A 21,601-nucleotide genomic window follows, 5' to 3' on the forward strand; every position below is an offset into this window, starting at 1 on the left:
CCGCATTCCTCATTTTTCGACTCTTTGCATCTTGAGCTTTTTGAGCAGCCTGAACGTGCTTCGAATTTTTTTCAGCAACTTCCTGAAAGAAACGCAGGACCGGCAGCACAGAATCGAACCTCCATTTGCGGCGGGATTTCCGATGACAAAAAGCGCCACGACCCCGGCCATGCGCCAGTATCTCGAGATAAAGGCCGGGCACCCCGACTCCGTCCTCTTCTTCAGGATGGGGGACTTCTATGAGATGTTCTTCGAGGACGCGAAACTCGCCTCGTCGGTCCTCGGCATAGCCCTTACATCCCGCGACCGCGACCGCGAGATACCCATGTGCGGGGTCCCCTACCATGCGGCTGCGGGCTATATAGCAAAGCTCGTCCGTGAAGGTTACAAGGTCGCCGTCTGCGAGCAGACGACCGACCCGGCGGAATCAAAAGGCATCGTCGAGAGGGCCGTGACCCGCGTGATAACGCCGGGCATAGCGCTCGATGACGAACTCCTCGACCCAAAGGCCAATAACTTCATAGCGGCGGCGTACGCAGACCGCAAGGCCTCAGGGTTCGCGTATATGGACGTATCCACGGGCGAGTTCAGGCTCACCACCCTTCCCGGTCCGCATTCGCTCATCGAGGAGATAAGGCGCCTTCGGCCGCTTGAGCTCGTCATACCCGAGGGCTTTCACGACGCCTTCGCCTTCCCGGATTCGCCGGTAAAGAAGGTAACCGCCGTCGAGGCACGTGGGTTTTCCCTCAGTGATGCCGAGGCCCGCCTGAACGCTCACTTCGGGACCGCAACCCTCGACGGCTTCGGCTGCGCGAATATGCCCCAGGCAGTAGTGGCCGCCGGGGCGCTCCTCGAATACATACGCTCAAACCAGAAGGCGGAGCTCAGGCACGCGAGAAAGCCCGAGCCATATTTTCCGGACGACTTCCTCGTCCTCGATTCATCCACCAGGCGGAACCTGGAGATAACCCGGAATATGAAGAGCGGGGGCCGCGAGAATACGCTTCTTTCCGTTCTCGACAGGACCAGGACCTCAATGGGAGGAAGAAGGCTTAAGAGCTGGCTCCTTCACCCGCTTAAGGACGCGGGCGCAATAAGGGAGCGGCTGGAATCGGTCGAGGAGCTTACCCGTAACCGCGACATCCGTTCAGCCCTCCAGGAGTCCCTTTCCCGCGTCCACGACCTTGAGAGGCTTACGGCACGGCTCTCTCTCGGGGCCGCAGGGCCGATGGACCTCTCATCCCTCAGGGAATCCCTGAGCACCATACCTGATATCAAGAACTCGCTCGGGCCTTTCTCCTCCTCCCTGCTTAAAGGGCTCTCCCTCGACGAAGTAGCCGAGGCCGCGGAGGCGATAGGGCGGGCTATCTCCGAAAACCCTCCGCACTCGATAAAGGACGGCGGGGTCATTCGCGAGGGGTACTCGTCTGAGCTCGATGATCTCCGCAATATCGGCTCCGGCGGCAAGGACTGGATCGCGTCGCTCGAAACAAAAGAGAGGGCGAGGACCGGCATAAGCTCGCTTAAAATAGGCTACAACAGGGTCTTCGGCTATTATATAGAGGTCACGAGGACGAACCTCGCCAACGTGCCTGCCGACTACATACGGAAGCAGACGCTCGTGAACGCGGAGAGGTTCATAACCCCGGAATTGAAGGAATGGGAGGAAAAGATCCTTACGGCGGAGGAAAGGGCGCTTAAGCTCGAAACGGCCCTATTCGCATCGCTCGTTGAGGAGCTTAAAGATTATACCGACAGGGTGCTTGGGACCGCGGATTCGGTCGCCACACTCGACTGCCTGTCGTCCCTTGCGGAGGCTTCCGAGCGGCACGGGTATTCGAAACCAGAGATACACGATGGCTACTCTCTTATGATAGAGTGCGGCAGGCACCCGGTCGTAGAGGAAGGCGCCGAGGATTTCGTCTCAAACGACTTGAGGCTCAATGAGGACGAGAGGGTCATTATCCTTACCGGCCCGAACATGGCGGGTAAATCGACCTACTTGAGGCAGAACGCCCTTATTATCCTCATGGCGCAGGTCGGCTCCTTTGTCCCGGCTTCACAAGCATCCATCGGGGTCGTGGACAGGATATTCACGAGGGTCGGGGCCTCTGACGACCTTTCAAGGGGGCATTCGACCTTCATGGTCGAGATGAGCGAAACAGCGAACATACTGAACAACGCGACCCCGAGGAGCTTCATCGTGCTGGACGAGATAGGGCGCGGCACCTCCACCTTCGACGGCCTTTCCATAGCGTGGGCCGTGGTCGAGCACATACACGATAACCCCTCACTAGGCGCAAAGACGCTTTTCGCCACGCATTATCACGAGCTCACCGAGCTTTCCTTGACAAAGGAAAGGGTCAAAAATTATAATATGGCGGTCAAGGAATGGAACGAACAGATAATCTTCCTCCGGAAGGTCCTTCCCGGCGGCGCGAACCGGAGCTATGGAATACAGGTAGCGAGGCTCGCCGGCGTCCCTGACGAGGTCATATCAAGGGCCAGGGAGATACTCAGGAACCTTGAGACCGGAGAGCTTACCGAATCGGGCATGCCCCGGCTCGCGGCCCGAGGAGACAGGCCCGACGGACGGGGGCAGATGAGCCTCCTCGGGGAGAGGGACTCGCTCAGGGAAGAGCTAAGGCGCGTTGACATCGACACGATGACCCCCATCGAGGCCATCACCGCTCTCCATAAATTGAAGGAGATGCTTGATTGAAAAGCTCCTCAGGCAGGCCCGTCCTTTTATTTTTCCTCGCGCTGGCCCTGCTACTCATATCGGCTGGAAACTCTCAGGCCGCGCCAAAGGCAGTAACCGACATCCGCCACTGGTCCAACCCCACTTACACCAGGATCGTCATAAACGTAAGCGGCAAGGCCTCGTTCACGCACCGCCTCCTCCGTAAGGACCCCTCCATAAGCGTCGAATGGAGGCGGCTCTACGTCGACATATCGGGAGCCGTGCTTTCGCCTGAACTCGCGCGCTCCATACCGATAAACGACGGCCTCCTCAAGGCCGCAAGGGCGGGGCAGTACGACCACGACACCGTCCGCGTGGTCCTCGACATAGAATCCATACAGGATTTCAAGATATTCTACCTCACCGACCCGTACAGGATAGTCATCGACGTGACCGGCGAGAAGCCCGCCGGAAAGGACGAGGTCATAAGGCAGGCCAGGGACAGCGCCGGGAAGGCGATTCCCGAAATACGGCAGGACCCCAGGGGCCTGCCGCTTTCAGACCCGAGCCTTACGCAGCAGCTCGGATTGAAGGTCAGGAAGATAGTCATAGACCCCGGGCACGGCGGCAAGGACCCGGGGGCTGTCGGCAAGACCGGCCTAAAGGAGAAGGACATAACCCTCAAGCTCGGGCTCATGCTGAGGGACAAGCTCGAACGCGAAGCCGGCGCGGCGGTCGTCATGACCAGGGACAGGGACGTATTCATACCCCTCGAGGAAAGGACCGCCATAGCTAACAGGGAGGAGGCCGACCTCTTCATCTCCATCCACGTGAACGCGGCCCCGAGGAGGGCCGCCTCCGGCATCGAGACGTACATCCTCGGCATATCGAATGACGAGGAGGCCAAGAGGGTGGCTGCGCGCGAGAACGCGACATCGACCAGGTCGGTAAGCGACCTTGAGTTCATATTGAACGACCTCATAAAGACCGCGAAAACGAACGACTCGGCAAGGCTCGCGGGCGTCGTTCAGGACAGCCTCGTATCAAGGCTCCGCGCCAGCTACAGGAATATCAGGAGCAACGGCATCAAGGGCGCTCCGTTCTATGTCCTTATAGGCACAAAGATGCCAGCAGTTCTCGTCGAGGTCTCGTTCATCAGCAACCCCCTCGAGGAGGAGCGCCTTAAGGACCAGAAGTATTTGAAAGAGGCCGTGGACGGCATAGCAGCCGGCGTGTTGAGCTATATGAACGGCCCGGGCGAGACCTGATATTTATGCCGCACGGACTGATGCCAGATTCGATCCTCAAGGCCGGAGGGCCGCTCGCCCCGGTCGCGAAGGAATACCTCTCGAAACGCGAGGCGGATATCCGTCAATCGCACCTCTCCGGCGCCACCGGCCGCGAGGTCTGCCGCGCGTACACGGCCGTAATCGATGGCCTCCTAAAGGCCCTTTTTGCCCGCAACTCCGGCCGGCTCGGCCCATCAAACAAAGCCGCTCTCGTCGCCATGGGCGGGTACGGCAGGGGCGAGCTAAACATCCGCTCCGACATAGATCTCATGCTCGTCCACAAGGGACGTCTCACGAAGCCGGTGGAAGAGCTCACTCAGGAGATGCTCTATGTCCTCTGGGACACTGGCCTCGATTTGGGCTTTGCGATCCGCTCAGTGCCCGAGTGCATTACGCTGGCGAGGGACGACTTGAAGACCATGACCGCGCTCCTTGACCTGCGGTTTCTCACAGGCGACACAGACCTCTTCGAGTCCCTCCGTAAAAGCGTGAGAAAGAACCTTTTCAACAGGGCCAGGTCCGCCTCGTTCATAAACGAGAAGCTCGAAGAGACGAGGCAGCGCCACGCCAGGTTCGGCGGCTCGGTCTACATACTCGAACCCAACGTCAAGGAGGGGGAGGGGGGCCTTCGCGACCTGCATACGGCCGTATGGGCCTTGAAGGCCAGGCACGCGAGCCCAGTCGAGCCATTCTCTCTCGGGCTCCTCAGCGAGCGCGACAAAAAGGCCCTCGAGGCCTCGCTCGATTTCGTGCTATGGGTCAGGAACGAGCTCCACTTCTCAACCGGCAGGAAGACCGACCAGCTCACATTCGACCACCAGGAGAGGATAGCCAAGCTCCTCGGGTTCGAAAGCACTGATAAATGCCTTGCGGTAGAGGCGTTCATGCAGCGCTATTACCGCCACGCATCCGACATAAGCCATTATTCTGGGCTCATGCTCTCCAGGGCGTTGCATAGAGAGAAAAAGACTCTACAGTGGCCGAGGAAAAAGGCCCGGATAGACCGGAACTTCTATGTTTCGGGAGGGCTCCTCTTTACGAAGGCCGAGGATATCATCCATCGCGAGCCTGCGATGGCGCTTAAGGCTTTCGAGTACGCGCAGGCGTTCGACGTGGAGCTCGATCAGTCGGCCAAGGACCAGGTCCTCGAGGGGCTCGTGAACGCAGGGGAGGACTTCCGCACCTCGAAGGAGGCCTCGGCGTCTTTTTTCAAGATACTAAGGGGCAAGGACGTACACAAGACGCTCAGGGAGATGCACCGCCTGAAGCTCCTCGACAGGTACATACCCGAGTTCGAGGAGATAAGCTGCAGGGTTCAGCACGACCTCTATCACGTGTACACCGTCGACGCCCACACGCTTTTCGCGGTCAGGGAGATCGAGAGGCTAAGGGGGCAGTATAAATCCGATTTCCCGCTACTTTCGAACCTCTTCGAGGAGATTCCTAACCCCGAGGTCCTTTACCTCGCGGTCCTCTTCCACGACATAGGGAAGGCGCACGGCAAGGGGCATGCCGATAAGGGCGCGGCCATGATGCCGGAGATATGCAGGCGCCTCAATCTTGCGGAAGAGGACGCGAATCTCGTAAAGTTCCTCGTGAAGCATCACCTCCTGCTTGCGAATACGGCCCAGTACAGGGACCTGCACGACGAAAAGCTCATAATCGAGTTCGCGAGGAAAGTGGGCGATATCGAGAGGCTGAATCTACTCTATCTCCTTACCTTCGCGGACGTGCGCGCCGTGGGGCCGGATGTCTGGAGCCAGTGGAAGGGCGCCCTTTTCCAGGAGCTTTATTTCAAGGCGCTTACTGTACTCGATCGCGGCACATTCGAGCCCGAGGAATCGGAGGCAAAGCTCAGGAAGGTGAGGGAGAGGGTGGTTGCGCTACTTGAGCCCGAGGGGCTGGGGAGCGCGGCGGTCGAGAATTTTTTCCAGCTCCTTCCGACGAATTACTTCCTCTCGACCAGCCCCGACTTCATCGCCGAGCACCTGAAAATACTGACCGATTTCGGGAACAAGACCTACGCGATGAGGGTCAGGCAGGACACCTTCAGGGAATATACCGAGCTCATCATATGCACCCATGACGTCCACGGGCTCTTCTCGATGATAACCGGGGTCATGGCAGCCAATGGGGTGAACATCCTGGGGGCGCAGATAAATACGCTCCGTAACGGCATTGCGCTCGACATACTCCAGGTGACCGGCACCTCCGGAGGCTTCATAACCGACGAGGCAAGGCTCGGCAAGATAGAGAGCGACCTTGCGGAGGTCTTGTCCGGCCGCGCAAAGGTCGAGACGCTTGTGAGGAAAAGGAAGCCGTCGATACTCGACAGCAAGGCGAAGCCCAGGGTCAAGACGACCGTCGAGATAGACAACGAGGTCTCGGATGCCTACACCGTGCTGGACATACATACCCAGAACAGGATCGGCCTCCTCTATGACATCACGAGCACCCTCTCCAAGCTCGGCCTCTACATATTCGTCGCCAAGATATCGACCAAGGGCGAACAGGCCGCGGACATCTTCTATGTGAAGGACATATTCGGGCAGAAGATATTCTTCAAGGACCGCCTGAACGATATAGCTGACAAGTTGTATAAGGTCCTTACCGAGCCCGCGGCGCCGGAGGCGAAATGAGGGACCTGGGGAGGGACCCTGTACAGGCCTTCCTCGACCACATCGTGGTGGAAAAAGGCCTCTCTGAAAATACCCGCCTCAGCTATAAAAAAGACCTCTCGAATTTCCTCGAATACATGTCAGGAAAGGATCTCCTTGAGGCTACCCCGGAGGACATATCCGGATTCCTCAGGCACTTGAGAGAACGGGGCCTTTCAGCCAGATCGTACGCCCGGGCCCTCGTAACCCTGAGGGGATTTTATAAGTTCCTTGCCGGAAAAGGGGCCGTGGGTGAATCCCCATGCTCCAAGGTGGACATGCCCAAGCTCGGGAAAAAGCTTCCTGAGTTCCTCTCTGTCATGGAAGTGGAAAAGCTCCTTTCAGCCCCATCGCCCGATACCGCCCTGGGTCTACGCGATAAGGCCATGTTTGAGACCCTGTACGCCACCGGCCTCCGTGTATCTGAGCTTACGAACCTCCGGAGCAACAATATAAGCCTCCAGGGAGGCTATCTCACGGCCTTCGGCAAGGGGTCAAGGGAGAGGATGGTCCCGCTCGGGGACGCGGCAATGCATTGGCTCAAGAGGTATATCGACGAAGCCCGGCCCTCGTTCCTCGGCAAGAGGAAGACAGGGGTGCTCTTTCTTACATCAAGGGCCGCCGCCATGACCCGCCAGAACTTCTGGACGATGATGAAGAAGTACGCCATTCTGTCCGGGATCAGCCGGGCCAGGTGCAAGCCCCACATAATACGCCACTCGTTCGCCACACACCTCCTTGAAAGGGGTGCCGACCTGAGGATAGTCCAGGCCATGCTGGGGCACGCCGACATATCCACCACCCAGATATACACCCACATAACTAACGAACGCCTTAAGAACCTGCACAAGGGAAAGCATCCGAGAGGATAGACCGAAGGAATCATGTAACTCCGCAAGGCCGCCTCGAAAACCATAAGACTCTTTCTCAATAACAATTCGCAACACATTGAGATAAAAAAACAAATCTAAAGCAGAGCATGGACTTTCCGCAGGGGAGTCTCAACCATGCGATAACGGCCTGGAGAACCATATGCAATTTGACATAATATCCATTATGCGACATGGCTCCGTGCGTGGTTCCAGCGCTTTTTCAGGCGGTGTCAACTGGCCCCCTGTCCGGTTTAGGCGGGGCCGCCCCATGCCGAAATCAACTCTGGCCCTCATTCTCTTGGGCTTTATTGCCGGACAAGTTTTTACAATTATATTCATTGGTTTGTGGGATTATCTCATTAAACGCTTTACGGATAATCTCACAAGCCTTCTCGCCGCCCTCTGTGTGGCAATCCTACTCCTTGCGGTACTCTGCCGATGGTCTTTAACGTAGACATTCGGAATCAAGGTGTCACTTCAAATCAAGTGACAGCCGTCCTCGAGGTCGATGAGGCTACCTGTTTCCTTATCGCTCAGGTCTTTCAGGACCTCGGAGCGGCCCTCTCACGCGCCAGAATCGGCTACAAGGCCGCTCGCCGCTGGAAAGCGACCGAAGACCAGCGGAAAGCGGCTCAGGAGCGCCTACGGACCGATATAGCGGCCACCATGCGGGGCCTTGCTGGTCTGCCCGCTAATCAGATCGTCTCGGGCGTAGCAAGGGCCCACGGGTTGAAGTGGGATTCAGCCGCCATCCATGTGAAGGAAATAAGGCAGGCAGAGCGGCGCAAGGCCGCTCTTGAGCGTGACAGGGAGATTATGCGGTTGTCAAAGAGCGGATTGACTGCGGGTGCTATCGCGAAACGGCTGCATCTTTCAGCAGGGAGCGTAAGGAACATTTTATCCCGGCGTAAAAAAGCCTCTGAGCCCCCGGAAGCCGCCGAATCCACGGCCTATAGGCTATCTGCCGTACTATGAACCAGCGGAGCCTTGCTTTCATTCTGGCCTTTCACATGCGGGCATTTGGTCAACAGGGCCTTTATGGTCGCTATGTCCTCACGGGTCTTCGTGTAGGACTTCACGATTGCATAGAGGAGCCCCGCGCCCTGGACTATTATGGCAAGGGTCTGCGCGTCCATTACTGAAGGACTTTCCCACCCGTGACGTTCATGTCCTTAGCGAAGAGGCCTATGAGGAAGAGGCCCAAGGTGCTTACTGCATGCCCTACCTCGACAGGAACCCCGAAGAACGGCAAGAACTGCCCTGCTCCGGCTAAAACACCTGACAACGTTGTTTTCCAGTTTTTCACGAGAACCCCCCTCTTGAGTTTTTTTTATCTCACGCGCCTTCTGTGCGTCTTGACTGTAGTCCCTTTCCTGTAATAGCCCTTGCGCTTATGGGCTTTGACCAGAACTGTTTTTTTCTTCTTCCTCTTCACGCGAGCCCCCTTTCAACCGAGGTATAGAACTGCTTGCCGTCAGGCCCCTTGAGCCCCGCCCATTGTGCGGGGCTTCCGGGCTGCCTGTCCGGTCTTACGTCGAGGTGAAGGCCCTTGTAGGGCTTCCAGTGAGGGTAAACCCCTATCCCGGTGAAACCGACCTCTCTGGCAACGCTGTACGCCTGGACAAGCGTTGTATCGGGAATCATCACGTCTGCCGCCCGCCCGTAGACGTGCTGGCTTTCGTTATCCCCTGCCGGACGAATCAAAGACCCCGGCGCCGGCGAGATTATGACCCGGCTTCCGAGCCTGTGCCTGAATTCGTCGAGCTTTTCAAGGAGAGCCGGATTGAGCAACGGCAAGGAGGCCCCAAACTCGGACGGCTTAAAGTACCTCAGATTGAGCGTCACAGCTTTAACCCCCCATCCCCCGGCATACAGGGCCGCAAGGCCCAAAAGGACATGCCAGCGGTTCACTTCTTAAACATCCTCAGAGCGTAAACCGCCGCCAATGCCAAAGCCACAATAAGCCCGAGCTGTACAACGTCGAGGACGCTTGCGGTTTGGCTCCCGGTAGTGGTTCCGTCCCCGACTGCCTTGAGCTGATTTATGGCGTCAAGGTATTCGCGTGTAGTGATCTGACGAGCATCGTGAAGCCGCTTAAGCTCCGCAAGCCGCGCCTCTTCTTTTGCCAACTCCGCTGTCTTGTAGAATATCGCCATAACTGCCCCTTAAGCGTCTATCGCGCCGAACGTCTTCCATGTTCCCGGCGCTCCGGCCGCTGTGCAAACCCTGCCGATTTTGCCGCCAGCGGCAGGCGTGCTCGAATAGATGGTATCAGCGGCCTTCCATGTCCCGGCAGAAGGGCTTGCCGCAAGACCTTTCATCTCCAGATGAGCCCCGGCCCACTTCATCGAGACAGGGTCCACGAAGAGCGTATCGACCGCGCCAGCGGCCCGAGCTTGCCACGGATACCCGTTGACGTAGGTTCCATCGTCGTAAAGCCTCTCTATCGCTATCAGGGGAATGTCAACGTACTTGTCATAGCTCCCGGTTGCCGTCCCGCGATAGAGCCTCAGTATCGCGTTCCGCTTCCGGGTTGCAAACCCGACCGTCATAAGAGCGCCGTTCCCGGCGTTCACCAGCTCAAGGATGGACTCTCCGCCGAGGTCGTTCATGCCTACCATCCGGACCGGGTCATAGATGAGCTGGAGGCGGTAATAATACGTCGCAGTGGCTTCTCCCCACGTGACAGTGGCGTTTGTTGCCAGCCCCGCTATGGCGAAGATAGCCCCGCTCCCGCAATCGAGGGCGTGGTCAAGCTCCGGCGTTTCCCTGTAGCCGATAACCCCGCGCTTGCTAAGGAGGTGCGAATAGCTGTTCCAGGAGGCCAGAGCGTTCCCGGCGCTGTCCTTGACCAGCATGCCGCCCACGTCCGCAAGGGCAATTTGCCCTTTCTTGGTTGCGACCTTCACGCAGTTTTCGACAGTGACCAGATAATTCGGGTGCGTCTGCAAATCGTACTGGTCATAGGCTCCCGGCATATCGTCGTGGTTGACCACGAAGTTCACGCCCCGCATGGAAACTGTATGTTGGTGGTCGGACGTTGAAAGGAGCTTAACCCTCGGCACGCTCCCGGCCCAGAAATACCCTCCATCGATGATTACAGAGCTGTTCTCGATGATGAGATGTTCCGCAGCCTCTGCCTCGCCATGCCAGCCCGAGCATACAACGCCAGCGCTGTCCTGGACCTTGTGATAGCCGCCTATGATGTTCCGAAGCTGACCGCCGTTACACCCGGTCAGATATATGCCCTTAGCCTCGGGAGTGCTTCCTGTCGAGTCGATGGTTATGACCTGAGAGACATCGAGGCCGTCCCCGAGGTTCGAGATTTGAATTTGGTAATCCGCTCCCCTCGCGTAAGAGCAAAAGATGCGTCTGAGCGTAAGGAGGTCAAGATAATTGGAGGTGGTCTTAAGGGCCTGATGGAGGTTCTCGGTCCTAAAGTCAAAGACCTCGGCAGACGCGCCCAGGAATATGCCCCGCCCCGTTACAGTGGCATGGTTATCGTTTTTGATTTTGAAGTTCCCCAGGCGATTGCAAGGCACGTTAGGATAGGCCGTAACCCATCCAGCCGCATCCTCGCTGTTGACCAGAAAAACGAACCCGCCCGTAAGGACCGCGCCGGGAAGAATCGAGATAACAGTACCCCTGCCATGCCCTATTACGTCCACACCTACAGGCGTAACTACAGAGCTTAAGACCCCGTGATTACGTCCCAGGCGCACAAGGCCCCCGCCGAGGCTGTAGATATAGTTCATTGCGGCTTGCAGGGCCGCTGAATCGTCTGAGCCGTCGTCTTTGGCCCCGAATGAGCGCACGTCAGCCCACGGAGCCTTTGTCCTTATATCGTTTGCCCTTATATCTTTCAGACTTGGAGTTATACCCATGCGATTATCTCTGCGTCTGTCCCGGCCTGAGAGCTCTGGAAATAGAGCGTCTTCCCGGTAAGGTTTACGTTGTCCTCGAAAAGGGCCTGTCCATCTGTCAAAAGTACATACGTTACGCCGCTCTGCCCGTTCGAGAAACAGACCTGTAAATCCCCTCCCCGCGCCTTGATGGAAAACTTTTTGGTCCCGCCCGGAAGGGCTTGGCTGTACTCCGTCCCGGCAAGCGGGCAGTCAACGTTGTATATCGCCGGAGCGGTTGCTACCTCAACAACGGCCTCGGTTATTTCGACCGCGCCGCTGAAGACCACTTCAACCTGAGCTATGGCCTCGATAGGCGTATCAGAAACGCCGTAGATGAGCGTAAGCGTCTTTCCGGGCTGTGCCGCATTGGTGAGGTACACCCGATAAAACGGAAGCCTTACGCCCCGGCTCTTCGTGAGCGTGAGCGCGTCCATGTAAACTTCATTGAACCGGACGCTTAGATTCGAGCCGAAGTCCGTTGCATCGAAAACAAAGAGATAGGTTCCCTCGATGGTGAGGACTTCGTTATTCCTCGCCGTCGAGAGGTCTATCACCTGTGTCTTGTAGAGAAACGCGCCTTGTCGGGCCTGTTGAAGAGCTTTAATCATGGCTTAGCCCCCAGGAATACCAGCGCACCTACCGCGATCGCTACAGGCAACCAGCTGCCGCCACCCTCTGAGGCTTCTGCGGCGGCCTGATAATCGGACGCAAGAGGGTAACTACCGACAGGCCCGGAGCCCGGAGGAAGGTCAAGCGGAGCCCCGCCAGTGTACTCCGCGCCGCCAGCGAAAAGACCACTCAACACAGAGCCGAGCGCACCAGAGGTGAACCGATTATCGGGAAGCCGAGGCCCTACGTCCCCCGGCTTTGCGGCATTGAGAAAATTGAACGCCGTCGAGGAAAGGGGTTTATAAGTGAGCCCACCTATTGAGGTAGTATCCCCCTGCCAGTCCAGCGAGCGGGCAAGGTAGCCACCCACGAATCCCGCTCCCGCGCCGATTGCCGCGCTCTTTAGCGGTTTGAATTCTCCACCAGTGACGGCGGCTGCCGTCCCGCCTGTAAAACCGCCAGCCCAACCGCCTGTGGGCATACCGCCCACGAAGCCGAGCGCGAATTTACGGAGAACATCTTTCGCTTTAGCCATTTCTTATAACTCCTATCACCAGCAAGGCCCCGATGCCGATTAGGAGGAGATGGTTTGTTGAAAACCCCCCTCCTTGCGCGGGCTGCCCGGAATTTGGCGGCGGGACATACTGGAACGAAAGAGGATTAGGAACCGCCTCAGCTACGGGCTGAGGAACGTACTGATATGCAAGAGGGTAATCCATCGAAACCGCCTGAGTTTGTGAGCCGGACTGCGGCAAAAGCTGAGTTGCCGTAGTCGCAAGCGATTTAAAAAAGGAACTCCCCCCCCCTCCAGGCGCGGACATATACGCGCCCGTAAACTCGCCGGTCACAGGGTCAAGGGCCGCAGAAGTGTTCACGGGAGCCGCAGTCTTGAGAACGCCGGAAGCCATGCCACCAGTGGCAATCGTAGCCCCCATAGCCAACCCCTTCATTGCGTTCTCTCGCTGTTTCTTGCCGCCGATAGGGGCCATGACCGCAAGAGGCGGGATATACGTTGTGGCGTTCGTAACCTCACGCTTGACATCTTTGGCTACTCTCTTAACTTCCTTCACTACTTTAGAGAAAAAGCCCACTCCCTACCCCTTGCGCCAGTAGTAATAGAACGCGATAAGGAAGACCGCCGCGCCTATGGCAAACTTCTGTCCGTCCGAGAGAGTAACCCTGTGGTCAACTATCGCCTTTGGAGCCTCGCCGCCCTCGCCTTTCGGTAATGCAGCGACAAGGGCAGATGCAGCGGAACTCTGCACCTGACCCTTGACCTCTGCATACTGTTCATTGCCAAGAAGGCGGCGGCCAACGTATGATAAATAGCTCATGCGGACCGCTCCTTAGACGATGAGTTCCACGGGGTAGACCCTTATTTTGTTCGTGCCGCCCTGCTTGGTCACGTCGAAAAGGAGTTTCAGATCGTTCATGCCTGCAGAGTTGAGGGACTGAGACATAAACCCGTCCGGGCACATGTCGAGGAAGGCCCACCCTGCGGGTATGGCCGCCAGCTTGTGAACGCTCAGGTTATTGTCCTGAAGGTGCGCCCACTTCCTGTGCCGGAAAATGTTCTGGCCATCCTTGAGCTGGACAGAGTTGATTACCGAGTTGTTCGGGTTGCCGTCAACGTCTGCATTGATGAGGAAGCCCCTGTAACGGGTTACGCCGTTAAGCGGTATGCTGAACTCGGACGTAGAGGCCGTTACCTCTTTTTCGAGCATGTGGACCTTGTGGACGGAGCCGCCGAGGACCTTCTCGCTTGTCTCTTCGAGGCTTTCTATCGCCACGTCCGCGCTGTTTATTGTGGCATTGGCGGCGTTCGCGCTGTAAACGTCGTTTTCCGACCCCCAGAGGATATTGAGGTCGAGGCTCGAAAAGAGCGGCGCATTGAGAAGTGAATCGATAGGCTTCACTGAGCGCGGCATGGCGAAATGAACGGGCAGATAGGCCGTGAGGCTCTGGTTCGCGCCCTCTGCGTTCGGAACCGCCGAGTAGTTGGGGAGCTTTTCATCGAGGAACTGGGCCATCCTGCCGAGGCCCGCGCCGTCGATTGACTTGATGATGCTGTTGCCGTTGGCTACCACCTCGACCCTCTTGAGGAGCTTCCAGAAGCCCTCAGTGAAGGGAGTTGCGCCGCCTGCGGCGATGGATATATCGGCCTTGAGCCGGAGCCTCAGCTCGTAATACTCGTAGTTACGAGGAAGGCCGTTTTCAAGGCTCTTGAGCTTGTCTTTTGCGAAATCTATTGTGCCGAGCACGCGCTCAAGCGTAGTGGGTAACGGCATGGGTCTTGTCTCCTTTTGGTTTATTTTCGTGTCCGGGATTAGCCGCCTATGATGTACTTACGGGCCAACGGGACACGGTACGAAACCATCAGGACCACCGCCGCGATGCCAGCGACTATTGCTATGTTCCTTCCGTTGAGAACCATTTTAAATTCCTCCTGTCTGAATTGTTGAACGTCGAAATCAAACCCTTTCGACGCTCAGGATACAGGAGGGAAAAGCGAATGTATCCACTACAAACCCCTATAATTCCCTATAATTCCCCATCAATTTCATCCCCGAGAACCGGGTCAACGCCTTTCGGGATTAAAACAATCCAGCCGCGCCCGCCGCGCTCCTTCACGGCCTTATACTTGTTTGAGCGTATCCGGTCACGGATGGTTTCCTCTGTCCTGCCGGTGAGGTCCGCAAGACGTTTGACTGTGTACTTATCGAAAAGAAGTTCTGCCACGAACCAATCCCCCCTTAGCGTCCCAACAGAAGTATTCGAGGTCTTTGAACGTCTTCAACTTCTCTGCCGCTTCCTTGCCGATAAGGTTCGATAAATATTTCAGGTCGTCTTTCTCCGAGCAACGTAAGACGTAAATCTTGTTTGCGTTGGCCCGGAGCGTCTTCCAGAGGTCAGGAGGCCGCCGCGCAATGCAAATCATCCCGACTGCGGCATGGCGGCCATAACGTACCAGCCATTCCATTGCCTCAGGTGCCTCCCACGCATTCGAGTACATATCTATTTCGTCCACGATGAGCAGGCAACGTTTCGCGGCGTTAGCGACCTTACAGGCCCACTCGAATCCCTCTTGAGCGCGTTTAAAGCGCACCCGGATAGTAAACTCCGGCTTGCTCGCGGCGTTGATGAGGTCAAGCGGCGTCGAGGCAATGACGCCGCTTGAATGCTCACCCAACGTATCCACGATAATGCGCCGCTTGATAGGGCTCTTCCGGAGAAGTTCTTTCAGGAGCGTTGTCTTCCCCGCGCCCTGCATACCGAGAATGAGGATTATTTCACGCTTCTTTTCCGACGCTTTCAACGTTTTGCCCCTTCACCATTTTTCCGGCTATTATCATCCCGGCAGTTGCCAACAGACAAAGCTCCTCGCCGTACTACTCATAACGGCGGGCATGTATTTCGCCAGGACAGGCTTGGTCATAAGGCCGATCTGTTTTTCCTCTTCGTCCGTGAGCTTCCAGTGGGAGCCCGCGCCAACGGCTACCCGGTCGAATACCAGCGCCCACACTTTCCCTATGAGCGCATCATCTACCGGAAAGGCCGCCCCGGACTCAGCCCGAGGCCCGGGATCTGAAATGCCTACACCCGCCCCGAGAGGTTCATACCCCGCCGCCTCTTCCCTGAGGGCTTCAAGTTCCGGGTTAACGTCCGTTCCAGAGGAAGGAGAGAAACCCCCTTCCATCTGTGGAACTCCGTCCGGCGTCGGGTACTCCCTGCCCGTTGTATTCTCGGTCTTGAACCATGACAACATCTGCGTTGACCTCCTGTTTTTGGGTTATGGGCTCGCCGTCGAAAAGAGGCGTTGACGGCGGCTCCTTCTGACGTACCTGAGACATAATCACGTCCATGCTCTGGCCTCCGCTCGAAGTGACCTGCACCCGGCAGACCTTGCAGTAGAGCGTGGGCTTTTTGTTGCTGTTTCGTTTTACGTTGACCTCTGAGCCGCATACAGGGCAATTCATAACCCCGATAACCTCTGCCACGTTGTAAACCTCCTTTCGTTCGTCAAGCCTCGAGCGCGTCCGCAGACGGCGCGGGTCCCTTACTCTAAGAACGGCCTTGTCTTTCGAAGCAGCCGCGCTCTGTCGAGCCCTAAGACCTTTTCCATGCACTCGACCATGCTTGCGGGCCGTTCTTTTCCATCTTCTGGCCTCGTGCTGGCGGCTGGCGCGGAAAGGTCTTTTCTTAAATCAGACGCTTCACACCTTTTTGTCTCTACCGGGGCGGGCGCGGCCTTCTTTTGAGGCCGCCCGCCCGAATCATGGCATTTTGTAGTATGCCTATCGTGTGTAACCTTTTGCACACGCTTGGGGAAAACTGAGGCCAAGCGTTTCGCCTGACCAATTATTTTTTTCGCCTTCACGAGGCCATAGCCGCCCCGGTCAAGGAGGTAATAGGCGGTGCTCCTGAAAAGGCCCCGCGTCAAGCGCCGCTTCCGGTATATGAGCTTGGCCCTTTCCAACTTCCTGAGCCAGTTATTGAGGGTCTTACGGCAGATGGCTATCCCGTGGAAGGTGTCGAGCTTTTCAAGGAGCGTTTGCTGTGACGGGAAGCAATACTTCCGGCCCGTACTCGCATACGTCGCTATAATGCCCCTTATAACGTCGAGCAACGCCCACTGGCCCGCTGTAATGCCCTTCCCTGCCACATACGAAGCCCCGGCAACGTAAGCCATTCAAATACCTCCGAAACCCGTCAACGTTGTTCAACGTTGAATTCGAGTTTAAATTTTTACTCGATACCTAAAAAAGGGTGCTACGTCTCATACGTTGAAACCACAACGCCGCCGCAATCAGGACAGCAACGTTCGTTCCAGCGAAAGAACCACCCAAAGAACTTTTGACCGCAACAGGTACACGTCCATTCCGGCATAAGCCCCTCCAAAAAAAAGAGGCGGGGTTTATTCCCCGCCCCGGAATCCTATCTCGGTATTCAGGAACGTCTCTATTGCCGTGAGCCGCCGATTTATGTCCTCGACGGTCTGCACAAGGACCTTATCGGCCCCCTGCCCTTTCAGCTCTTTCACCTCTGCCCTCAGATCGTCCAGTTCGCGCCTAAGCTCTGCAATGTGCATCCCAACACCCCCTCTTAGTATTTATGCTCATTAGCTCTTGCAATCCCGGCGAGCAGTAAAATTAAAACCTCCTTTTCGTACTCGTCGAGATATACAACCCTCATTACAGCTACGCTAAATTCGGTTCCTGTAGTCGTAGCCAGCTGATTAGCCAGTTCAACCAACTCAACTGTAGCGGTCATAGCCCCTCCTATGGGAAACCCCGGCCCTGGGCCTTCTTAGGCTAATTCGTGCGGCCTTCGTGACCGCCCTTTTCAGGGCCGGGGTTTGTTGGAATGGGGTTAATATAGTTAATGACTAAATATATGTCAAGAAAAAAATATAGTTTACGACTAAATAAGAAATGGTATAATCCGGTCAACGTTTGATACTTAGGAGGAAAAAACATGCGGCCAATCGAGCGTTATTTGAATGAAATTAAGAAGAGGAAGGGAATTGAAACGGATAGCGAACTGGCCGCCAGGCTTGGAATAAAACAACCCTCTCTGTGTTTAATCAGGAAGGGAACCAATACACCCTCTGACGAGCTTTGCAAGAGAATGGCAGCTCTTGCCGGGGACCCCGTTGAAAAGGCTCTTATCCTTGCCGCAGAATCCCGCGCCCCGGAGTCAACCCGTAATGCATGGGAGCGTATATTTAAGGCCGCTGTTCAAGCCGGGGTTGTTACGTCCTTTGCGCTCTTGACCCTTGCCTCCCCTGCCCCCTCTGAGGCCGCTGTGCAGGGTTCTTTTTTACATAAGGGCCCGCAAAATATCCATTATGCGACATCAGAAAGGCGCGCCAACGACCTCTTACCCATGCGCAGGCTTAAGACCATGCATGAGAAAAATGCGCTAATCAACCACAACATAAGCTTTTTCTACTCGGATTCCTCCCGCGATACTATTTTATTAAAGCGGCTGACCTCTCCGGATACCGTCTCTTCCTGGTAAAGCTGGTAAAGGAATGCGAGCTTCCTGTTTTCGAACTGCTCAAAGAACTCCTCCCACGATATGGACTCAAGGGACCCGCCCCCCTTGTATCCCGGAAAATCGATCCGGAGGATGCCTGAGCCGTCGCCCTCGCGCGTCTTTTTGACCGATGCCGGATGCCCTCCCCGGGACTCGACCCAGTTCCTTATTTCATCGTGGTCAGTCGTGATTTTGGAGGCCTTCGGCGAATTTTTTCGCGCTGTTGACATTGTGATTCCCCCTTTTGATGCCTATTATTCCATTATTTGAGTTATAGACACTCTATAATTATAACCCATCCGTTTTGCGTCGGAGTCTCCCAGCCCGCGGCAGCTTATAAGCACTTGATAGAATTGCGGAAAATACTTTATCAATTCAGGCACTTGAAAATCTGAGCACAGCCATTTTTATGCTCAAGTTATCCGCCGCATATCCGATAATGAGTATACAGAGACACTATGGGTAATACCGTAAAAGAAATCCATTCCGGAAAGACCGGGAAGGCGAAGAGGGAAACTCTACGCTCAAAGGTGCTCGAGATCCTCAAGATATCCACTGTTCCGGCAGTGCTTAAGCGGATAATCGAGGTGACCGAGGACCCCAAATCCGGGATTTCCGACCTGGAGTACATCATCGAGCGCGACCAGGCCATCGCCTCCCGTGTCGTCGCGGTCTCGAACGCGGTCTTCTACGGCTTTCCCCGGAAGATAAACACCATCGACCAGGCCATCCTCGTCTTGGGTTTTGAGATGGTCAAGGGGCTGGCCATATCGACGACCCTCTTCAGCTTCCTCAAGAACAACAAGACCAACTCAGTCATCGCGTCCTTATGGGGCCATTCCTTCGAGGTGGCGATGGCCGCAGGCATGCTCGCCAGGCGGACCGGCATGGTAAGCAAGGAAACCGCCTTCCTTGCGGGCCTCATACATGACATAGGCAGGCCGCTCCTTCTTCAGATACTGAGCAAGGAATATCTAGAGGTGTGCTCGTTCGACAGGAACTGCATTGAAAGGGAGGCTGAGGCCTTCGGGGCCGACCACGCCGAAGTCGGCGAATGGTTCGTGGAAAAATGCAAGCTGCCTGAAGACTGCACGATTGCTGTAAAGTATCACCACAGGCCAGAGAAATGCCTTGAGGAGATGAATACCATATCCCCGCTCGCGCAGATAATATATCTCGCGAACCTTATCGTTACGGAGCCGAGGGAGAAATACGCCTATTGCTCGCCTGTGCACGCCCATATATTAGCGTCACTCAAGCTCACCGGGGACGAGCTCCTGGGCTTTGCAGAGAAGATCGCCGCCAAAAGGGACGAGATCCGGTCCTTTTACGACTAAGCGGCCGCTTTCCGCTCCCTTTCCCTGAATATCCTTAAAGCCTCCGGAAGCTGAACCCCTATAATATCTATGCTCGACAGGTCGGCTACACCCACACCGAGCCTCTCCGCCTCGATTATATGCCCGACCCTGTCGTGGCCTAATATCTGCGCGCCAACGGAATCGGCCGCGACGCAGTCCTTGCTCGCGATCACCATCCCGCTCTCAAAAGTGAGGCCGCCGATTGGCCCCGTCCCGGTCATCGCAGGATGCCCGGCGATTATGCCGAGGCCTATCGGGAACCTTTTGCACATGGCGGCTATGAACGAGTGTATGTCGTCAAACATGCCGTGAGGGTGGAGGCTTTTTGCCCTCGGGTGTCCGTAGAAATCAGCCGCAGGGTATGAAAGGGCTATATTCTTCATGGTGAGCGTGACGGTCGCGAGATGGTGCTCCTTGTGCGCCGCGAGCGAGACGACGGTGTCGTAGTCGAATAAGTGACCGTTAACCATCACCTCCCTGTGGGGCCCGTGCTCCAGGGGGACCGGCTTGAAGGGCGGCCTGTTGTGGTCGAAAAACTCAACCCCCTCCTCCCTTATCACCCTGTCTATGCCGAGGAGCCTGAATATTTCGTCCGTCTCACCCGCGCCTGCCCCGCCGGAGACGGTTATTTTCCGGGGAAAGTACCCTTTCACGTACCTGATTACGGCCCGGACCGTGTCGGCCTGGACGCAGGCGGTCAGGTCGTCCCGCGAGGCCCAGGTGTCGTTCGGCTTTATGGCCACGTGCTTCCCGACAAAAAGCTCCGAAAGGCCGTCCAGCACGTCGAGGGCGCCCCTTATGGCCGTCTCTATTTCATGGTTATGCGATATCGAGACCCTGCTTCTCATAAAGAAAGTATAGCACGGGTCCAAATGCCGGGTGCGGCATACGGAGGGGGTCAGTCTATTAGTCTATTATGACGTTGGTAAGGGTCCTCTTGACGTACTCGACGGATTGTATCTTCGATATGACAACGTCCCCGAGCACCTTGAAATTGGATGCAGCCACGAGGGCAATGAGGTCATAGGGGCCGGTGACTATTCTGGCCTCCTTTACCCCGCCTATCTGGAGTATTTTGTCAAGCACCTCTTTCGATTTCGCGTGCTCGCATTCTATGAAGACGTAGGCTTCGACTGACATCCTGCTCCTCCCTGGAATAGAATCAAGGCAACCTCTAAAAATTTGAGATTTTTCCCGCTTTTTTCGGAAGGCCGGGAATAAAATGCGGAGCACATATCGAATATGTGAGCATTTTTATTGACGTCCTGACACAGAGTCGGTGGAAAGATCAATTAGATAGCGCTCAGCGGTCGAGTATCCGGGCGGCCACGCTCATGACCTTTTCAGGGCGCGACTGCTTTTTTAGCCGCCTTATCCGCTTCCGGACGATGAAATCGCGGTCCCGCGCGGTAAGCGAGTCGTACATGAGCATGAAACGCTCCTCTATGCCGGGATATTTCCGGGAAGCCCTTTTGCAGATATCTATGCCGTCCAACTTGGGAAGCCCGGTTTCGGACAAAACTAGCGCATAGTAGCGGTCTGATAGCATCTCCACGGCGTCTTTGCCGTGGCTGGCCAGGTCTAACCTGCCCTCGGCCCGGAGGAATTTTAATACCTCGGGGTCGAAGTCGCCAACTGCAAGCAGTCTCTCGACCCAGACGGGATCGGAGGCCCTGAGCCTGAAAGCGGCCGGGCTTGAATGGCCGATGGATTCGAGGAAACGCTCTATCCGCCGCTTATGCCTCTGCGAGGCCGAAAGCACTGCTACGGACTCTTCCGGCCCGGCCCTGAGCCCTTCAGCCATGGGCGCTATGAGGCAGTTCCATTTCAGGTATTCGCACTGAAGGAGGCCCTCCAGGAAGGCGTCCTCGTCGGTGAAAAGAGTAGACCTTAGAAAGGAATACGAATCCTCGACGAGCTCCCTTGAACCCTCGAGCGCTGAAGGCGACTTCGCCCTCCTTCCGGCCTTTTCAATGCGCGCGGCTGATTTAAGGAGCTCCCTCGCGAGCCTTCTTTCGCTATTTGCGAGAGAATTGAGAAAGCTCTTTAGCTCTTTCCGTCTCTCGAATTTCCTCGCCGCCTCACTATAGGTCTTTGACGTAATTACACTGAACGAGCCCATCCAGCAAAGCGTCCCGCGCATGACCGGCCCCCCTCACTTATGGCTAATCACATTATCCTTCCCCGAA

27 protein-coding genes are annotated in these 21,601 nt (G+C 56.3%); 6 read left to right on the top strand and 21 right to left on the bottom strand.

Annotated elements, in window-relative coordinates; genetic code table 11:
• The first annotated feature begins 142 nt into the window (after positions 1-142).
• From mutS to K8I01_01340, 5 genes are all read left to right on the top strand, one after another.
• A complete protein-coding gene (mutS, locus tag K8I01_01320; GenBank protein MBZ0219063.1) occupies positions 143-2,722 on the top strand; it encodes a DNA mismatch repair protein MutS in 2,580 nt (859 codons plus the stop codon).
• A complete protein-coding gene (locus K8I01_01325; protein ID MBZ0219064.1) occupies positions 2,719-3,951 on the top strand; it encodes an N-acetylmuramoyl-L-alanine amidase in 1,233 nt (410 codons plus the stop codon). The genes mutS and K8I01_01325 overlap by 4 nt, the downstream gene beginning before the upstream one ends.
• A gap of 20 nt (positions 3,952-3,971) precedes the next feature.
• Positions 3,972-6,611, top strand: coding sequence for a [protein-PII] uridylyltransferase (gene glnD, locus K8I01_01330; protein ID MBZ0219065.1), 2,640 nt, complete (start codon positions 3,972-3,974; stop codon positions 6,609-6,611).
• Positions 6,608-7,501 (top strand): site-specific tyrosine recombinase XerD, encoded by an 894-nt coding sequence (gene xerD, locus K8I01_01335; protein ID MBZ0219066.1) that lies wholly within the window; start codon positions 6,608-6,610, stop codon positions 7,499-7,501. The genes glnD and xerD overlap by 4 nt, the downstream gene beginning before the upstream one ends.
• A 486-nt stretch (positions 7,502-7,987) precedes the next feature.
• A complete protein-coding gene (locus K8I01_01340; GenBank protein ID MBZ0219067.1) occupies positions 7,988-8,476 on the top strand; it encodes a hypothetical protein in 489 nt (162 codons plus the stop codon).
• Here the strand turns inward: K8I01_01340 and K8I01_01345 are convergent.
• From K8I01_01345 to K8I01_01430, 18 genes are all read right to left on the bottom strand, one after another.
• Positions 8,452-8,637 carry a hypothetical protein gene (locus K8I01_01345; GenBank protein MBZ0219068.1) on the bottom strand — a complete coding sequence of 62 codons (186 nt, stop codon included), beginning with the start codon at positions 8,635-8,637 and terminating at the stop codon, positions 8,452-8,454. The two genes, K8I01_01340 and K8I01_01345, sit on opposite strands and share 25 nt — an antisense overlap.
• Entirely contained in the window at positions 8,637-8,807 is a 171-nt protein-coding gene (locus K8I01_01350) for a hypothetical protein (protein ID MBZ0219069.1), read from the bottom strand. The genes K8I01_01345 and K8I01_01350 overlap by 1 nt, the downstream gene beginning before the upstream one ends.
• A 125-nt stretch (positions 8,808-8,932) precedes the next feature.
• The gene (locus K8I01_01355; protein MBZ0219070.1) at positions 8,933-9,412 is read right to left on the bottom strand and encodes a DUF882 domain-containing protein; all 480 of its coding nucleotides are present in this window, start codon (positions 9,410-9,412) and stop codon (positions 8,933-8,935) included.
• Positions 9,409-9,657 (bottom strand): hypothetical protein, encoded by a 249-nt coding sequence (locus tag K8I01_01360; GenBank protein MBZ0219071.1) that lies wholly within the window; start codon positions 9,655-9,657, stop codon positions 9,409-9,411. The genes K8I01_01355 and K8I01_01360 overlap by 4 nt, the downstream gene beginning before the upstream one ends.
• Before the next feature lie 9 nt (positions 9,658-9,666).
• Positions 9,667-11,385 (bottom strand): glycoside hydrolase family 55 protein, encoded by a 1,719-nt coding sequence (locus tag K8I01_01365; protein MBZ0219072.1) that lies wholly within the window; start codon positions 11,383-11,385, stop codon positions 9,667-9,669.
• Positions 11,376-12,014 (bottom strand): hypothetical protein, encoded by a 639-nt coding sequence (locus K8I01_01370; protein MBZ0219073.1) that lies wholly within the window; start codon positions 12,012-12,014, stop codon positions 11,376-11,378. The genes K8I01_01365 and K8I01_01370 overlap by 10 nt, the downstream gene beginning before the upstream one ends.
• Positions 12,011-12,550: a hypothetical protein gene (locus tag K8I01_01375; GenBank protein MBZ0219074.1), complete on the bottom strand. Its 540-nt coding sequence runs from the start codon at positions 12,548-12,550 to the stop codon at positions 12,011-12,013. The genes K8I01_01370 and K8I01_01375 overlap by 4 nt, the downstream gene beginning before the upstream one ends.
• On the bottom strand, positions 12,543-13,106 hold the full coding sequence (locus K8I01_01380; protein MBZ0219075.1) for a hypothetical protein: 564 nt from the start codon (positions 13,104-13,106) through the stop codon (positions 12,543-12,545). Before K8I01_01380 ends, K8I01_01375 begins: the two co-directional genes overlap by 8 nt.
• A gap of 3 nt (positions 13,107-13,109) precedes the next feature.
• Positions 13,110-13,349 carry a hypothetical protein gene (locus tag K8I01_01385; GenBank protein MBZ0219076.1) on the bottom strand — a complete coding sequence of 80 codons (240 nt, stop codon included), beginning with the start codon at positions 13,347-13,349 and terminating at the stop codon, positions 13,110-13,112.
• Positions 13,350-13,361: 12 nt separating this feature from the next.
• Positions 13,362-14,303 carry a hypothetical protein gene (locus K8I01_01390; GenBank protein ID MBZ0219077.1) on the bottom strand — a complete coding sequence of 314 codons (942 nt, stop codon included), beginning with the start codon at positions 14,301-14,303 and terminating at the stop codon, positions 13,362-13,364.
• A gap of 253 nt (positions 14,304-14,556) precedes the next feature.
• The gene (locus K8I01_01395; GenBank protein ID MBZ0219078.1) at positions 14,557-14,754 is read right to left on the bottom strand and encodes a hypothetical protein; all 198 of its coding nucleotides are present in this window, start codon (positions 14,752-14,754) and stop codon (positions 14,557-14,559) included.
• Complete coding sequence (locus tag K8I01_01400) at positions 14,732-15,331, bottom strand: ATP-binding protein (protein MBZ0219079.1); 600 nt, start codon at positions 15,329-15,331, stop codon at positions 14,732-14,734. The genes K8I01_01395 and K8I01_01400 overlap by 23 nt, the downstream gene beginning before the upstream one ends.
• Before the next feature lie 33 nt (positions 15,332-15,364).
• On the bottom strand, positions 15,365-15,712 hold the full coding sequence (locus K8I01_01405) for a hypothetical protein (protein ID MBZ0219080.1): 348 nt from the start codon (positions 15,710-15,712) through the stop codon (positions 15,365-15,367).
• On the bottom strand, positions 15,672-16,013 hold the full coding sequence (locus K8I01_01410; GenBank protein ID MBZ0219081.1) for a hypothetical protein: 342 nt from the start codon (positions 16,011-16,013) through the stop codon (positions 15,672-15,674). The genes K8I01_01405 and K8I01_01410 overlap by 41 nt, the downstream gene beginning before the upstream one ends.
• A 59-nt stretch (positions 16,014-16,072) precedes the next feature.
• Positions 16,073-16,705, bottom strand: a complete 633-nt coding sequence (locus K8I01_01415; GenBank protein ID MBZ0219082.1) for a hypothetical protein — start codon at positions 16,703-16,705, stop codon at positions 16,073-16,075.
• A 225-nt stretch (positions 16,706-16,930) separates the two neighbouring features.
• Positions 16,931-17,104: a hypothetical protein gene (locus tag K8I01_01420; GenBank protein MBZ0219083.1), complete on the bottom strand. Its 174-nt coding sequence runs from the start codon at positions 17,102-17,104 to the stop codon at positions 16,931-16,933.
• A gap of 14 nt (positions 17,105-17,118) precedes the next feature.
• Positions 17,119-17,286: a hypothetical protein gene (locus K8I01_01425; protein MBZ0219084.1), complete on the bottom strand. Its 168-nt coding sequence runs from the start codon at positions 17,284-17,286 to the stop codon at positions 17,119-17,121.
• Between the two features lie 677 nt (positions 17,287-17,963).
• Positions 17,964-18,284, bottom strand: a complete 321-nt coding sequence (locus K8I01_01430; protein ID MBZ0219085.1) for a hypothetical protein — start codon at positions 18,282-18,284, stop codon at positions 17,964-17,966.
• Between the two features lie 228 nt (positions 18,285-18,512).
• Between K8I01_01430 and K8I01_01435 the strand changes: the two genes are divergently transcribed.
• Positions 18,513-19,391, top strand: a complete 879-nt coding sequence (locus K8I01_01435; protein ID MBZ0219086.1) for an HDOD domain-containing protein — start codon at positions 18,513-18,515, stop codon at positions 19,389-19,391.
• On the opposite strand, the gene K8I01_01440 is transcribed toward K8I01_01435, so the two are convergent.
• The 3 genes from K8I01_01440 to K8I01_01450 form a co-directional block, all read right to left on the bottom strand.
• Complete coding sequence (locus tag K8I01_01440) at positions 19,388-20,260, bottom strand: DUF362 domain-containing protein (GenBank protein ID MBZ0219087.1); 873 nt, start codon at positions 20,258-20,260, stop codon at positions 19,388-19,390. The two genes, K8I01_01435 and K8I01_01440, sit on opposite strands and share 4 nt — an antisense overlap.
• Positions 20,261-20,318: 58 nt before the next feature.
• Positions 20,319-20,552: an Lrp/AsnC ligand binding domain-containing protein gene (locus K8I01_01445; GenBank protein ID MBZ0219088.1), complete on the bottom strand. Its 234-nt coding sequence runs from the start codon at positions 20,550-20,552 to the stop codon at positions 20,319-20,321.
• Between the two features lie 163 nt (positions 20,553-20,715).
• Positions 20,716-21,555 (bottom strand): hypothetical protein, encoded by an 840-nt coding sequence (locus K8I01_01450; GenBank protein ID MBZ0219089.1) that lies wholly within the window; start codon positions 21,553-21,555, stop codon positions 20,716-20,718.
• Positions 21,556-21,601 lie beyond the last annotated feature (46 nt).

It is taken from the genome of Deltaproteobacteria bacterium (assembly GCA_019912665.1).
GTDB lineage: Bacteria > Desulfobacterota > GWC2-55-46 > GWC2-55-46 > GWC2-55-46 > UBA5799.

Bases quoted from the DNA above. Each gene is read 5' to 3' on its own strand.
- mutS (MBZ0219063.1), top strand. From the start codon at position 143: ATGACAAAAAGCGCCACGACCCCGGCCATGCGCCAGTATCTCGAGATA.
- glnD (MBZ0219065.1), top strand. From the start codon at position 3,972: ATGCCAGATTCGATCCTCAAGGCCGGAGGGCCGCTCGCCCCGGTCGCG.
- xerD (MBZ0219066.1), top strand. From the start codon at position 6,608: ATGAGGGACCTGGGGAGGGACCCTGTACAGGCCTTCCTCGACCACATC.
- K8I01_01345 (MBZ0219068.1), bottom strand. From the start codon at position 8,637: ATGGACGCGCAGACCCTTGCCATAATAGTCCAGGGCGCGGGGCTCCTC.
- K8I01_01360 (MBZ0219071.1), bottom strand. From the start codon at position 9,657: ATGGCGATATTCTACAAGACAGCGGAGTTGGCAAAAGAAGAGGCGCGG.
- K8I01_01365 (MBZ0219072.1), bottom strand. From the start codon at position 11,385: ATGGGTATAACTCCAAGTCTGAAAGATATAAGGGCAAACGATATAAGG.
- K8I01_01370 (MBZ0219073.1), bottom strand. From the start codon at position 12,014: ATGATTAAAGCTCTTCAACAGGCCCGACAAGGCGCGTTTCTCTACAAG.
- K8I01_01375 (MBZ0219074.1), bottom strand. From the start codon at position 12,550: ATGGCTAAAGCGAAAGATGTTCTCCGTAAATTCGCGCTCGGCTTCGTG.
- K8I01_01385 (MBZ0219076.1), bottom strand. From the start codon at position 13,349: ATGAGCTATTTATCATACGTTGGCCGCCGCCTTCTTGGCAATGAACAG.
- K8I01_01390 (MBZ0219077.1), bottom strand. From the start codon at position 14,303: ATGCCGTTACCCACTACGCTTGAGCGCGTGCTCGGCACAATAGATTTC.
- K8I01_01405 (MBZ0219080.1), bottom strand. From the start codon at position 15,712: ATGGAAGGGGGTTTCTCTCCTTCCTCTGGAACGGACGTTAACCCGGAA.
- K8I01_01415 (MBZ0219082.1), bottom strand. From the start codon at position 16,705: ATGGCTTACGTTGCCGGGGCTTCGTATGTGGCAGGGAAGGGCATTACA.
- K8I01_01420 (MBZ0219083.1), bottom strand. From the start codon at position 17,104: ATGCACATTGCAGAGCTTAGGCGCGAACTGGACGATCTGAGGGCAGAG.
- K8I01_01425 (MBZ0219084.1), bottom strand. From the start codon at position 17,286: ATGACCGCTACAGTTGAGTTGGTTGAACTGGCTAATCAGCTGGCTACG.
- K8I01_01430 (MBZ0219085.1), bottom strand. From the start codon at position 18,284: ATGTCAACAGCGCGAAAAAATTCGCCGAAGGCCTCCAAAATCACGACT.
- K8I01_01435 (MBZ0219086.1), top strand. From the start codon at position 18,513: ATGGGTAATACCGTAAAAGAAATCCATTCCGGAAAGACCGGGAAGGCG.
- K8I01_01440 (MBZ0219087.1), bottom strand. From the start codon at position 20,260: ATGAGAAGCAGGGTCTCGATATCGCATAACCATGAAATAGAGACGGCC.
- K8I01_01445 (MBZ0219088.1), bottom strand. From the start codon at position 20,552: ATGTCAGTCGAAGCCTACGTCTTCATAGAATGCGAGCACGCGAAATCG.
- K8I01_01450 (MBZ0219089.1), bottom strand. From the start codon at position 21,555: ATGCGCGGGACGCTTTGCTGGATGGGCTCGTTCAGTGTAATTACGTCA.